The organism is Enterobacter sp. K16B, assembly GCF_020216105.1.
Taxonomy (GTDB): domain Bacteria; phylum Pseudomonadota; class Gammaproteobacteria; order Enterobacterales; family Enterobacteriaceae; genus Enterobacter; species Enterobacter sichuanensis.
Genome location: NZ_JAIWJZ010000045.1, coordinates 1 through 13,343, shown reverse-complemented (window position 1 = coordinate 13,343; position 13,343 = coordinate 1). Strand labels below are relative to the sequence as shown.

Here is a 13,343-nt window from a genome sequence, read left to right as displayed (position 1 = left end):
CCCATTGCTTTTATCGTACCATGCACGGACGTTTATTGTCGAATGCCCAGTCTGGGATCAGGTACTGCATCGCCATCGCGTCGTCGCGGGCGCCCAGACCGTGTTTCTGATACAGCTCGTGGGCCTTCATGACCTGGTCCATATCCAGCTCAACGCCTAACCCCGGCGTGGAAGGTACCTGCACCATGCCACCTTTGATCTCAAACGGCGCTTTGGTCAGGCGCTGATTCCCTTCCTGCCAGATCCAGTGCGTATCGATAGCGGTGATCGTGCCCGGTGCGGCGGCGGCAACGTGGGTGAACATCGCCAGCGACACATCGAAGTGATTGTTGGAGTGTGAGCCCCAGGTCAGGCCAAACTCGTGGCACATCTGCGCCACGCGAACCGACCCCTGCATTGTCCAGAAGTGCGGGTCCGCCAGTGGAATGTCGACAGACTGCAGTGACAGGGTGTGTCCCATCTGACGCCAGTCGGTGGCAATCATGTTGGTCGCGGTCGGCAGCCCCGTGGCACGACGGAACTCGGCCATCACTTCCCGGCCTGAGAAACCCTGTTCAGCCCCGCACGGATCCTCCGCATAGGCCAGCACGCCCTTCAGCTGCTTGCCGATGGCGATCGCTTCATTAAGCGACCAGGCACCATTCGGATCCAACGTCACGCGCGCCTGCGGGAAACGTTTTGCCAGCGCGGTGATGGCTTCCGCTTCCTCCTCCCCGGCCAGCACGCCGCCCTTCAGTTTGAAATCGTTGAAGCCATATTTTTCGTACGCGGCTTCCGCCAGACGCACCACCGCGTCCGGGGTCATCGCCTCGTCGTGGCGGAGCCGGTACCAGTCGCATTTGTCATCCGCCTGGCTCTGATAGGGCAGAGGCGTCAGCTTGCGGTCGCCGACAAAGAACAGATAGCCCAGCATTTCCACTTCGCTGCGCTGCTGACCCTCGCCCAACAGCGAGGCAACGTTAACCCCCAGATGCTGACCCAGCAGATCCAGCATCGCGGCTTCAATGCCGGTTACCACGTGGATGGTGGTGCGCAGATCGAACGTCTGCAGACCACGACCTCCGGCATCGCGGTCGGCAAAGGTGTTGCGCACGGTATTGAGAACATTTTTGTACTCACCCAGCGTTTTGCCCACCACCAGCGGGATGGCCTCTTCCAGCGTTTTGCGGATCTTCTCCCCGCCCGGAATTTCCCCCACGCCGGTGTGGCCGGCATTGTCTTTGATAATCACAATATTGCGGGTAAAGAATGGCGCATGTGCGCCGCTCAGGTTCATCAACATGCTGTCATGGCCCGCAACCGGTATGATCTGCATGGCGGTGACGACAGGGGTAGAAAAAGTACTCATCGTTCAATCCTTTTATCAGTGACGTCCGAAAACAGGGCGCTTACGGTCAAATGTCCAGCCGGGAATAAGGTACTGCATTGGGCCCGCGTCGTTACGCGCGCCGCCCGGCAATTTTTTATACGCCTCATGGGCTTTGTGGATCTGATCCCAGTCAGGCTCCACGCCCAGGCCCGGCGCATCCGGTACGGCAATCTTGCCCTGTTTGATTTCCAGCGGATTTTTCGTCAGGCGGGCTTCTCCCTCCTGCCAAATCCAGTGGGTGTCGATGGCGGTCGGGTTACCCGGCGCTGCCGCGCCAACGTGGGTAAACATCGCCAGCGAAATATCGAAGTGGTTGTTCGAGTGACAGCCCCAGGTCAGGCCCCACTCATCGCACAGCTGCGCCACGCGCACCGCGCCTGAAAGCGTCCAGAAGTGGGGGTCCGCCAGCGGAATATCGACGGCGTTCAGCATCACCGCATGCCCCATTTCACGCCAGTTGGTGGCGATCATATTGGTCGCCACCGGCAGCCCGGTGGCACGACGAAACTCGGCCATCACTTCACGGCCCGAGAAGCCCTGCTCCGCTCCGCAAGGATCTTCCGCATAGGTCAGGACATCCTGCAGCCCTTTGCACAGACTAATCGCTTCCTCCAGCAGCCATGCGCCGTTCGGGTCAACGGTGATGCGCGCCTCCGGAAAACGCTTTTTCAGCGCCCGGGCCGTTTCAATCTCCTGCTCGCCGGGCAGCACGCCGCCCTTCAGTTTGAAATCCTTAAAGCCGTAGCGATCTTGCGCGGCCTCGGCCAGACGCACCACGGCCTCCCCGGAGAGCGCCTCCTGGTGGCGCAGGTGATACCAGTCATGGTCGCCCGTGGATCGCGCCAGGTAAGGGAGATCGGTTTTATTGCGATCGCCTACGTAGAACAGATAACCCAGCACCGTCACCGCATCCCGCTGTTTACCCGGCCCCAGCAGCTCGCAAACCGGGACATTCAGCGCCTGGCCCAGCAGATCGAGCAGGGAGGCCTCCAGTGCAGCAACCGCGTTGACGCGCAGTTCGAACGTCCAGGCGCCTTTCCCGAACGTGTCAAAGTCTGCCGACTGATTGCCCTTATGCACCCGCTGAACCAGCTTATTCAGACGGCCTACCTGCTGGCCCACCACCTGCGGGATGGCATCGACCAGCGTCTGGTAAATGACCTCACCGCCAGGGGCTTCACCCACGCCGGTATGCCCTGCGCTGTCTTTCAGCACCACGATATTACGGGTAAACCAGGCGTTATGGGCGCCGCCAATATTGAGCAGCATGCTGTCCTGGCCAGCCACCGGGATAACCTTCATCTCCGTGACGATTGGGCTCGATTGCATTGTCATCAGCCACGCTCCGCAACAGATTTAAGCTCGACGCGTTTGATATCGCCCACCAGCACCAGATAGCTCAGCACCGCGACCAGCGCATGCACCCCCACATAAATCAGCGCACCGTTGAAAGATCCGGTCGTGCCGACGATGTAACCGATAGCGATTGGCGTAACAATCCCGGAGATATTGCCGAACATATTGAACAGACCGCCGCTCAGGCCGCTGATCTCCTTCGGTGCCGTATCCGCCATCACTGCCCAGCCGAGCGCGCCGATACCTTTGCCGAAGAAGGCCATCGCCATAAAGCCGATAATCATCCATTCCGCATTCACGTAGTTACAGAACACCATGGTCATGGAGAGCAGCATACCGAGCACAATCGGCGTTTTACGCGCGATGTTCAGTGATCCCGTGCGGCGCATCAGCCAGTCAGAGATCACCCCGCCGAGCACGCCCCCTACGAAGCCGCAGATTGCCGGGACCGAGGCAACAAATCCCGCCTTCAGAATCGACATGCCGCGGGCCTGCACCAGATACACCGGGAACCAGGTGATGAAGAAGTAGGTTAAGGCGTTAATGCAGTACTGACCCAGATAGATCCCGATCATCATCCTGGAGCCAACGAGCTGTTTGATCTGCGCCCATTTCTGGCTGAACGGGACTTTCGCCGTCGCCGATTTTTGATCCATATTGATCAGCGCACCACCTTCTGCGATGTACTCCAGCTCTTTTTTATTCACGCCAGGGTGCTGGCTGGGTTCGTGGATCACTTTCAGCCAGACAAAGCTGATCACGATCCCCAGCCCGCCCATAAAGAAGAACACGTGCGACCAGCCCACCTCATGCGTCAGCCAGCCCATAATGGGGGCAAAGATCACCGTGGCGAAGTACTGTGCGGAGTTAAAAATCGCCACCGCCGTTCCCCTCTCCTGTGCCGGGAACCAGGCGGCCACAATGCGGCTGTTGCCGGGGAAAGAAGGGGCTTCCGCTAAGCCCACCAGGAAGCGCAGCGTGAAGAGTGCGACGATGATGCCAAAACCGCTGAACACATCGACGAAGCCCTGTAACAGGGTGAAGGCAGACCAGATGAAGATGGACCAGAAATAGACCCGTTTCGAGCCAAAACGGTCCAGCAGCCAGCCGCCAGGAATCTGCCCGATAACGTAGGCCCATGAGAACGCAGAGAAAACGTAACCCATGCCCACGGGATCAAGGCCGATGTCTTTCGCCATTTCCGAGCCGGCAATCGACAGCGTGGCGCGGTCACCATAGTTAAAGGATGTGACGATAAACAGCATCACCACTATCCAGTAGCGGGCATTGGTGCGCTTTTCAGCGCGGCTCGCTGCGTGGCTTAATGTACTCATTGTTGCACTCCTGAAACATAGCTTTCGCCAGGTTCATTCTGTACAGCACCGGTAGGGTAATCAGAATGAGATTTATGTTTTGTCGTTTTGGTACGGCCTGCAGCCGTTTTATCGTGACCGGAAAAGTATATGAAGGAGTGACACGTTCTCTCACCGTGCAAAAACACAGTATTAAAGAGTGTGAGGGAGGTTGTTTAGGGCATAAGCCCAGAGGAGTGGAAGGTGGTTCACGGAAATGGCGTTTGGTGCGGGGTGTAATGCCGGGTGGCGGCTACGCCTGACCCGGCCAGGAAAACCCGTAGGCCCGCGCAAGCGAAGCGCCGCCGGGCAGAGTGTTATTTGAGAAGTGAGGCCCAGTTTTCCACCCACGGGTTTGATTCACTCTCGGGTTCTGGGTGTTCGCCCGCGTCAATCATCAGCATCTCGCCAACGCGCTGGGCGCTCTGCTCCTGGAGGAGCGCATCGAACTGCTTGCCGCCGCCGCAAAAGTTGGCGTACGAGCTGTCGCCGAGGGCAATGATGCCGTAGTGAACGTCAGGCTGATAGCCAAGCTGCTCTTTAATGCCCTGGAACAGCGGCACGATGCTGTCCGGCAGATCACCCTGCCCGGTGGTGGAGGTCACCACCAGAATGTATTTATCTTTATACTTTTCCCAGTCCGCCAGCGCCGGGTCTTCATAGACCGTGGCTTTATGGCCCTTGCCTGCCAGAATCGCCTCAGCCTCTTCCGCGACCAGCAGCGAGTTGCCGTACATTGTGCCGACAAAAATGCCTACTTCAGCCATGATATTTTCCCTTTTTGAATACGCTTATTGTTCATCCTGAACGTTGCCTGATACAAACTCAACCCTTTCATTTTCGGGGAGTTGTCCCAGCCAGCCAAACTGTGACAGCGCCTGCATCCAGACGTCATCCAGCCCCGCGCGGATAGTCAGCGGTTCGCCGGTAAACGGGTGCGTCAGGCTGAGCTCGCTGGCGTGTAACATCAGACGGTTGCAGCCAAAATGTTCGGCCGCGCTGCGGTTCTGGCGCAAATCACCGTGTTTGCTGTCACCAATAATCGGATGACGCAGATGCTTCAGGTGTCGGCGAAGCTGGTGTTTACGCCCGGTTTTCGGCAAAAGCTCCACCAGGCTGTAACGCGTGGAGGGAAATTTGCCGGTGGCGACCGGCATGTCGGTGGTCGCCATACCGCGATAATCCGTCACGGCAGGCTGCGGGCCCTTATCCTCGCGGGCAAATTTATCGGCGATTTTGTCCAGTTCCTCCACCAGCGGATAGTCCAGGGTGGCGGAGTCGGTCAGCCAGCCACGGACGATGGCGTGGTAGCGTTTCTGGATCTGGTGCTGTTCGAACTGCTGCGCCAGCAGACGCCCTGCTTCGCTGGAAAGCCCCATCAGCAGCACGCCGGAGGTCGGCCTGTCGAGACGATGGGCAGTAAACACATGCTGACCAATCTGGTCGCGCACGGTTTGCATCACCACCACTTTCTCGTCGCGATCCAGCCAGCTTCGGTGCACCAGCCAGCCTGACGGTTTATTCACCGCCACCAGCCATTCATCCTGATAGAGGATCTCAAGCGTCATGCATCTTCACCGGCAAACAGGGCATCCAGTTTTTCCAGTTCGACCAGCATCACGTCGCGCGCAGGGTGCGTCGCCTCCAGCGCCATTTCATAATAGGGAGAAACAGCAAACGCCTGCGGCAACGGGTGTCCGCCCTCAAGCAACGCGTGCATCCGCGGAAGTAAAACCCACTGGAGCCACTCGAACGGTGCCAGCGTATCCAGGCAGAAGGGCTGGGTGCTCGCAAACGCTTCTGGCTGCGGCGCGGTCTCCTGCCACAGCTGATGTTGGCGCAAAAGGGCTTCGATGGCGTGCAACTGAGCACGAACGCTATCGTGATGCGTCATAATAACCTCAACTGAAAAAGTGAACGGCGCGCAGCATAGCATTGCGGAAGGCAGAAATAAAAAAAGGGAGCACTGTAAAAACAGTGCTCCCGGTTCGTTTCGCAGCATTCCAGCTACAATTCGTGCTCCCTGCTCATCCGTGACAACTTTTCCTGAAGCCCGAAGGCCTGGTCATCCGTAAACCGATGCATCCTGCACACATCTTCCTGACGTGACTGTTTCATCCTGAAACGTCCTGGCCTTCCTGACCCACCGACCATCCTGACCGGTTCTCGTTCTCCTTCCTGGAGGTGTCCCTTACGCTTCCTGCGTTATCCACTTGCTTCATCCTGAAGCCTTCCTGCAGCGCCATCCTGACGTGTCCTGTGTAAGAAACGTCATCATCCTGATGTTCGTTTCTTGTGTCGGCGTCCTGTCGACGGAGATAGAATCCGCTATTCCGCTTCGTCTTACAACCCACCCTGTCAGGGGTGTAAGCCGTAAGAAACCGCCAAATCCGAAGCGATGATCCAGTAATTCGTTGAAATACAGCGTGATATTAATCTTAATTGAATAAGGCAATACTGAATGATCCAGCGATCTCTCACAAACCTTGTAAGAGATCTCTCACACGCGGTGTAGCATCATGGATTACAGAAGCGGCTCAAGTCGGGTGAGGAAATCCGCAAGAGAGGGGGCGAGAGTCTCGCGATTGCGGGTGCCGATGGTCTCTTTAACCACTTCTCCGGACAGGTTACAGACAGAGATAACATCCAGTTCGCTGTCGAGTGTGGCGATAAAGAGCGTCGGAGAAAGCTTAAGGCGTTTTTGCGTGACCAGATGACCAATCAGGTTTTCCTGAACACGCAGCAGATCGTCTTCGCTCCAGGTCTGCAACAGCGTCAGCGTCATGTCCGCAAAGCGCGCAGGCATATCCCCTGCAAACTGCGTGGCATAAAACGCATGAACCGCTGGTTGTACCACAATGTCCATTGCCCGTTCAACCGCATTTACATTTTGCTCGCCGGTATTGGGCTTCGGCTGCCAGATCACGTAATCGTCGGGCGAAGAGATAATGCAGGGTGAGGGTACACCGTATAAATCAGCACTTTGCGGCCATGTACCGTGCTTTTCATGCCAGGCATCGCAATAGCGGGTTGTGAAGGTAGTCAGGGCATTTGCAGTTTCGATGTCCACCGATTTCTCTCTTCTTGTCAGACAGGATAAACTCAGGGCATAAGTGTACCTGTAAAGTGGCTATGAAACATGTCTTACGAAAATCATCAGGCGTTAACCGGCTTAACGCTGGGTAAATCGACCGACTACCGCGATACCTACGATGCCAGCCTGCTGCAGGGCGTACCGCGCAGCCTGAATCGCGATCCGCTGGGTCTGCATGCGGACGCGCTGCCGTTTGTCGGCGGGGATATCTGGACGCTGTACGAACTCTCGTGGCTCAACGCCCGTGGGCTACCGCAGGTGGCGGTGGGCCACGTTGAGCTGGATTACGCCAGCCAGAATCTGGTGGAATCCAAAAGCTTCAAGCTCTATCTCAACAGCTTTAACCAGACCAGATTCAACAGCTGGGACGACGTTCAGCACACGCTGGAACGTGATTTAAGCGCCTGTGCGCAGGGCAAGGTGAGCGTTTCACTGTATCGCCTGCACGAGCTGGAAGGGCAGCCGATTGCCCACTTCAACGGGACCTGCATCGACGATCAGGACATCGAGGTGGAGAACTATGAATTCAGCGCCGACTACCTCGAAAACGCGGCAAGCGGAAAGGTGGTCGACGAGACGCTGGTCAGCCATCTGCTGAAATCCAACTGCCTGATCACCCACCAGCCGGACTGGGGCTCAGTGCAGATCCAGTACCGCGGCCCGAAAATCGACCGGGAAAAGCTGCTGCGCTATCTGGTGTCGTTCCGCCATCACAACGAATTCCACGAGCAGTGCGTGGAGCGCATCTTCAGCGACATCCAGCGTTTCTGCCAGCCAGAAAAACTGAGCGTATATGCGCGCTACACCCGCCGTGGCGGTCTGGACATTAACCCGTGGCGGACCAATACCGATTTTGTGCCTGCGACGGGCCGGCTGGTACGTCAGTAAGCTAACTATTTTCACAATATGCGCGGTTTGTTCCGCGCTTTAGGTTGTGAAACGTCACGCGCCAGGGCTATTGTAATCAACAGGGAAAGACGATAATCGTCCCGTAAGGAGCTCACTTGATTACACATATTAGCCCACTTGGCTCAATGGATATGTTGTCGCAGCTGGAAGTGGACATGCTTAAACGCACGGCCAGCAGCGATCTTTATCAACTGTTTCGTAACTGTTCACTTGCCGTACTGAACTCCGGAAGCCTGACAGATAACAGTAAAGAACTGCTGTCCCGCTTCGAAAGCTTTGATATCAACGTGCTGCGCCGCGAGCGTGGCGTGAAGCTTGAAGTCATCAACCCGCCGGAAGAGGCCTTCGTCGACGGACGTATCATTCGTTCACTTCAGGCTAACCTGTTTGCCGTGCTGCGCGACATCCTGTTTGTTAACGGGCAGATCCACAACGCCGGCCGCTTCCAGCATCTCGACCTGGAAAGCTCAGTCCATATCACCAACCTGGTGTTCTCCATTTTGCGCAACGCCCGTGCCCTGCACGTTGGCGAAGCACCCAATATGGTCGTCTGTTGGGGCGGCCACTCTATTAACGAAACCGAATATCTCTATGCCCGTCGGGTGGGAACACAACTCGGCCTGCGTGAGCTGAATATCTGTACCGGTTGCGGCCCGGGCGCCATGGAGGCGCCAATGAAAGGTGCCGCGGTGGGGCATGCTCAGCAGCGTTACAAAGAGGGACGCTTTATCGGCATGACCGAGCCGTCCATCATCGCCGCTGAACCACCTAACCCACTGGTTAACGAGCTGATTATCATGCCGGATATCGAGAAACGTCTTGAGGCGTTTGTCCGTATCGCCCACGGCATTATCATCTTCCCGGGCGGCGTAGGAACGGCGGAAGAGCTGCTCTATCTGCTGGGGATCCTGATGAACCCGGCGAACAAAGATCAGGTGCTGCCGCTGATCCTGACCGGGCCAAAAGAGAGCGCTGACTACTTCCGCGTGCTGGACGAGTTTATCGTGCATACGCTGGGCGAAACCGCGCGCCGCCACTATCGCATCATCATTGATGATGCCGCGGAAGTGGCGCGTCAGATGAAAAAAGCGATGCCGCTGGTGAAAGAAAACCGCCGTGATACCGGGGATGCCTACAGCTTTAACTGGTCAATCCGCATTGCGCCGGACCTGCAGATCCCGTTCGAGCCAACGCATGAGAATATGGCAAACCTGAAACTGTATCCGGATCAGCCGGTGGAAGTGCTGGCGGCCGACCTGCGTCGCGCCTTCTCCGGCATTGTGGCGGGTAACGTTAAAGAGGTAGGTATCCGCGCTATCGAGCAGCATGGTCCGTACAAGATCCACGGCGATCCGGAAATGATGCGCCGCATGGACGACATGCTGCAGGGCTTTGTTGCGCAACACCGCATGAAGCTGCCGGGCTCAGCCTACATTCCTTGCTACGAAATCTGCACATAACGCTTAGCAGCGTCTCACCAAAGCCGGGTCGCCCTGTCGCGTATCCCGGCTTTTTTATTACCAAAGCAATTCATATATATCCCTTATGTGATTTACAAAGTTTTCACATACGCAAACGATTACTTCGTTTTTGCGACCGTAAATTATCAGCCTTAATCAAAATTACCTGCCAGAAAATCCTAAAAACCTGCTTCTTTACAGCTAAAGACACCTATATCACGGGTCAGTCTTTCAGCCCACATGTCGTTGGTGGTAGCCTTCGCGCCCGTAAATTCTCTTTGATGTTTTTTTAACAGATAAATGGTCTAAAGATGCCCACATCATAAGTGGATTATTGCATTTGGGATCAGGATCACTGATAGATTCATAACTAGAATGTATCTTTCCGCCCGCCAATAGTTACGGGTGAAAATTATTAAAAAACCGTCACTGAACGAATTTCATATTACCGTCAGGCACTTTTTCATCGGATTTGACTAAAAACCTGACAATTCGCTTCCTCCAGGAGATACAGATGGAAACCACTCAAACCAGCACCGTTGCTTCGATTGAATCCCGAAGTGGTTGGCGCAAAACGGATACCATGTGGATGCTTGGCCTTTACGGCACAGCAATCGGCGCTGGTGTACTGTTCCTTCCTATCAACGCAGGCGTCGGCGGTCTGATCCCGCTGATCATTATGGCAATCATTGCTTTCCCGATGACCTTCTTCGCACACCGCGGACTGACCCGCTTCGTGCTGTCCGGTAAAAATCCGGGTGAAGACATCACTGAAGTGGTTGAAGAACATTTCGGCGTGGGTGCAGGTAAACTGATTACCCTGCTCTACTTCTTCGCGATTTACCCTATCCTGCTGGTCTACAGCGTGGCGATCACCAACACCGTTGAAAGCTTCATGACGCACCAGCTGCACATGACGCCACCACCACGTGCGATTCTGTCTCTGATCCTGATTGTGGGCATGATGACCATTGTGCGCTTTGGTGAGCAGATGATTGTTAAAGCGATGAGCGTGCTGGTGTTCCCGTTTGTGGCTGCGCTGATGTTACTGGCCTGCTACCTGATCCCACAGTGGAACGGTGCCGCGCTGGAAACCCTGTCCCTGAGCAGCGCATCTGCAACCGGTAACGGTCTGCTGATGACCCTGTGGCTGGCAATCCCGGTAATGGTCTTCTCCTTCAACCACTCTCCAATCATCTCTTCTTTCGCTGTGGCGAAACGTGAAGAGTACGGTAATGGTGCTGAGAAGAAGTGCTCCAGCATTCTGGCACGCGCTCACATCATGATGGTGCTGACCGTTATGTTCTTCGTATTCAGCTGCGTACTGAGCCTCTCCCCGGCGGATCTGGCGGCAGCGAAAGAGCAGAACATCTCTATTCTGTCTTACCTGGCAAACCACTTTAACGCACCGCTGATTGCGTGGATGGCACCGATCATCGCGATGATCGCCATCACCAAATCCTTCCTCGGCCACTACCTGGGCGCACGTGAAGGCTTCAACGGTATGGTGATTAAATCTCTGCGCGGTAAAGGCAAGAGCATTGAAATCAGCAAGCTGAACAAAATCACTGCGCTGTTCATGCTGGTGACCACCTGGGCTGTTGCCACCCTGAACCCAAGCATCCTGGGCATGATTGAAACCCTGGGCGGCCCGGTTATCGCGATGATTCTGTTCCTGATGCCGATGTACGCGATTCAGAAAGTCCCTGCTATGCGTAAATACAGTGGTCATGTGAGCAACGTCTTTGTGGTTATCATGGGGCTTATCGCTATCTCTGCGATCTTCTACTCCCTGTACACCATGTTCTGATTATCACCCGCGCCGTCCCTGGACGGCGCACTCCTTCCTCTCTGACTGAAAGCAATGGACGCATCATGATTAGCGTATTCGATATCTTCAAAATCGGTATTGGTCCTTCCAGCTCTCACACCGTCGGACCGATGAAAGCCGGTAAGCAGTTCACGGATGACTTGATTGCACGCGGCATTCTGCACGACGTCACCCGCGTGGTTGTCGATGTGTACGGCTCGCTTTCCCTGACCGGGAAAGGTCACCATACCGATATCGCCATTATCATGGGCCTGGCGGGAAACCTGCCGGATACCGTTGATATTGATGCGATCCCTGGCTTCATCCAGGACGTTAACACCCACGGTCGCCTGCTGCTGGCAAACGGCGAACACGAAGTGGAATTCCCGGTTGATCGCTGCATGAATTTCCATGCCGACAACCTGTCGCTGCACGAAAACGGTATGCGTATTACCGCGCTGGCAGGCGATAACGCGGTATACAGCCAGACTTACTACTCTATCGGCGGCGGTTTTATCGTCGACGAAGACCACTTTGGTCAAACCAGCACCTCCTCTGTCGAAGTGCCGTATCCGTACAAAACGGCGGCGGATCTCCAGCGACACTGCCAGGAGACGGGACTTTCCCTCTCCGGTCTGATGATGAAAAACGAGCTGGCCCTGCACAGTAAAGAAGAGCTGGAACAGCACTTTGCAAACGTCTGGGAAGTGATGCGCGGCGGTATTGAGCGCGGGATCACCACCGAAGGCGTCCTGCCGGGCAAGCTTCGCGTACCGCGTCGTGCCGCCGCGCTGCGTCGTATGCTGGTGAGCACCGACAAAACGACCACGGACCCGATGGCCGTCGTGGACTGGATCAACATGTTCGCTCTGGCGGTAAACGAAGAGAACGCTGCCGGGGGCCGGGTGGTCACTGCGCCGACCAACGGTGCCTGCGGCATTGTTCCGGCGGTGCTGGCGTACTACGACAAGTTTATCCGTGAAGTGAACGCTAACTCTCTGGCGCGCTACCTGCTGGTCGCCAGTGCGATTGGTTCCCTGTACAAGATGAACGCCTCGATTTCCGGCGCGGAAGTGGGCTGCCAGGGTGAAGTTGGCGTGGCGTGCTCCATGGCTGCTGCAGGTCTGGCAGAGCTGCTGGGCGCAAGCCCGGCGCAGGTGTGCATTGCGGCCGAAATCGGCATGGAACACAACCTGGGGCTGACCTGTGATCCGGTTGCCGGACAGGTACAGGTTCCGTGCATCGAGCGTAACGCGATCGCCTCCGTGAAGGCGGTTAACGCGGCGCGTATGGCGCTGCGCCGCACCAGCGAGCCGCGTGTCTGTCTCGATAAGGTTATCGAAACCATGTATGAAACCGGTAAAGATATGAACGCCAAATACCGCGAAACCTCGCGCGGGGGCCTGGCGATGAAGATCGTTACCTGCGATTAAGCCTCCCAGGAAGCCTCGTTTTGCGAGGCTTCTTCCTGTTTTCCCCACCATTCATAGTTTCATGCTGCTGACAGTGTTACCCTTCTTGCATTAGATAGAAGGGAGATTATCTGTGGCTGTTCATTTGCTCATCGTCGACGCGCTCAACCTGATTCGCCGGATCCACGCGGTGCAAGGCACGCCCTGTAAGGACACCTGTCTGCATGCGCTGGAGCAACTCATTCGCCACAGCGAACCGACGCATGTCGTGGCGGTGTTTGATGACGAAGCTCGCAACAGCGGTTGGCGACACCAGCGTTTACCGGACTATAAAGCCGGACGCGCCCCCATGCCGGACGATTTGCATGCAGAAATGCCGATGATCCGCTCGGCATTCGAGCAGCGTGGCGTGCCCTGCTGGGGGGCTCAGGGCAATGAAGCTGACGATCTGGCGGCCACGCTGGCGGTGAAGGTTGCCAGCGCCGGTCATCAGGCGACGATCGTCTCAACCGACAAAGGCTACTGCCAGCTGCTCTCTCCCACTATCCGCATCCGCGATTACTTCCAGAAACGCTGGCTCG

The 13,343-nt window shown here is 56.2% G+C and carries 12 protein-coding genes; 5 read left to right on the top strand and 7 right to left on the bottom strand.

Annotated features, from left to right (window positions below; translation table 11 throughout):
• Positions 1 to 10: 10 nt before the first annotated feature.
• From gudD to syd, 7 genes are all read right to left on the bottom strand, one after another.
• Positions 11 to 1,348, bottom strand: a complete 1,338-nt coding sequence (gene gudD / locus LDK53_RS10775) for a glucarate dehydratase (protein WP_225287162.1) — start codon at positions 1,346 to 1,348, stop codon at positions 11 to 13.
• Positions 1,349 to 1,363: 15 nt separating this feature from the next.
• Positions 1,364 to 2,704, bottom strand: coding sequence for a glucarate dehydratase family protein (locus LDK53_RS10770; RefSeq protein ID WP_225287141.1), 1,341 nt, complete (start codon positions 2,702 to 2,704; stop codon positions 1,364 to 1,366).
• Positions 2,704 to 4,059: an MFS transporter gene (locus tag LDK53_RS10765; RefSeq protein WP_225287131.1), complete on the bottom strand. Its 1,356-nt coding sequence runs from the start codon at positions 4,057 to 4,059 to the stop codon at positions 2,704 to 2,706. Before LDK53_RS10765 ends, LDK53_RS10770 begins: the two co-directional genes overlap by 1 nt.
• Before the next feature lie 335 nt (positions 4,060 to 4,394).
• Complete coding sequence (locus LDK53_RS10760; RefSeq protein ID WP_025757050.1) at positions 4,395 to 4,844, bottom strand: flavodoxin; 450 nt, start codon at positions 4,842 to 4,844, stop codon at positions 4,395 to 4,397.
• Positions 4,845 to 4,868: 24 nt separating this feature from the next.
• Positions 4,869 to 5,645: a tRNA pseudouridine(65) synthase TruC gene (gene truC, locus LDK53_RS10755; RefSeq protein ID WP_047959379.1), complete on the bottom strand. Its 777-nt coding sequence runs from the start codon at positions 5,643 to 5,645 to the stop codon at positions 4,869 to 4,871.
• Positions 5,642 to 5,971: a YqcC family protein gene (locus LDK53_RS10750; RefSeq protein WP_094918907.1), complete on the bottom strand. Its 330-nt coding sequence runs from the start codon at positions 5,969 to 5,971 to the stop codon at positions 5,642 to 5,644. Before LDK53_RS10750 ends, truC begins: the two co-directional genes overlap by 4 nt.
• Positions 5,972 to 6,601: 630 nt before the next feature.
• Positions 6,602 to 7,147, bottom strand: a complete 546-nt coding sequence (syd, locus tag LDK53_RS10745) for a SecY-interacting protein (protein ID WP_045286491.1) — start codon at positions 7,145 to 7,147, stop codon at positions 6,602 to 6,604.
• A 69-nt stretch (positions 7,148 to 7,216) separates the two neighbouring features.
• On the opposite strand from syd, the gene queF reads away from it, so the two are divergent.
• The 5 genes from queF to xni all read left to right on the top strand — a co-directional run.
• Positions 7,217 to 8,059 (top strand): NADPH-dependent 7-cyano-7-deazaguanine reductase QueF, encoded by an 843-nt coding sequence (gene queF, locus LDK53_RS10740; protein WP_059384981.1) that lies wholly within the window; start codon positions 7,217 to 7,219, stop codon positions 8,057 to 8,059.
• Between the two features lie 116 nt (positions 8,060 to 8,175).
• Positions 8,176 to 9,540, top strand: a complete 1,365-nt coding sequence (ppnN, locus tag LDK53_RS10735) for a nucleotide 5'-monophosphate nucleosidase PpnN (RefSeq protein ID WP_025757045.1) — start codon at positions 8,176 to 8,178, stop codon at positions 9,538 to 9,540.
• A 514-nt stretch (positions 9,541 to 10,054) separates the two neighbouring features.
• Positions 10,055 to 11,350: an HAAAP family serine/threonine permease gene (locus LDK53_RS10730; RefSeq protein WP_025757044.1), complete on the top strand. Its 1,296-nt coding sequence runs from the start codon at positions 10,055 to 10,057 to the stop codon at positions 11,348 to 11,350.
• Positions 11,351 to 11,415: 65 nt separating this feature from the next.
• Positions 11,416 to 12,783, top strand: coding sequence for an L-serine ammonia-lyase II (gene sdaB, locus LDK53_RS10725; protein WP_025757043.1), 1,368 nt, complete (start codon positions 11,416 to 11,418; stop codon positions 12,781 to 12,783).
• Between the two features lie 112 nt (positions 12,784 to 12,895).
• On the top strand, positions 12,896 to 13,343 hold a 448-nt coding region (xni, locus tag LDK53_RS10720; RefSeq protein WP_225287118.1), incomplete at its 3' end, for a flap endonuclease Xni.

What these genes read in the sequence shown, in the direction of transcription:
- gudD (WP_225287162.1), bottom strand. Translation starts at nt 1,348, where the DNA reads ATGAGTACTTTTTCTACCCCTGTCGTCACCGCCATGCAGATCATACCG.
- LDK53_RS10770 (WP_225287141.1), bottom strand. Translation starts at nt 2,704, where the DNA reads ATGACAATGCAATCGAGCCCAATCGTCACGGAGATGAAGGTTATCCCG.
- LDK53_RS10765 (WP_225287131.1), bottom strand. Translation starts at nt 4,059, where the DNA reads ATGAGTACATTAAGCCACGCAGCGAGCCGCGCTGAAAAGCGCACCAAT.
- LDK53_RS10760 (WP_025757050.1), bottom strand. Translation starts at nt 4,844, where the DNA reads ATGGCTGAAGTAGGCATTTTTGTCGGCACAATGTACGGCAACTCGCTG.
- truC (WP_047959379.1), bottom strand. Translation starts at nt 5,645, where the DNA reads ATGACGCTTGAGATCCTCTATCAGGATGAATGGCTGGTGGCGGTGAAT.
- LDK53_RS10750 (WP_094918907.1), bottom strand. Translation starts at nt 5,971, where the DNA reads ATGACGCATCACGATAGCGTTCGTGCTCAGTTGCACGCCATCGAAGCC.
- queF (WP_059384981.1), top strand. Translation starts at nt 7,217, where the DNA reads ATGTCTTACGAAAATCATCAGGCGTTAACCGGCTTAACGCTGGGTAAA.
- LDK53_RS10730 (WP_025757044.1), top strand. Translation starts at nt 10,055, where the DNA reads ATGGAAACCACTCAAACCAGCACCGTTGCTTCGATTGAATCCCGAAGT.
- sdaB (WP_025757043.1), top strand. Translation starts at nt 11,416, where the DNA reads ATGATTAGCGTATTCGATATCTTCAAAATCGGTATTGGTCCTTCCAGC.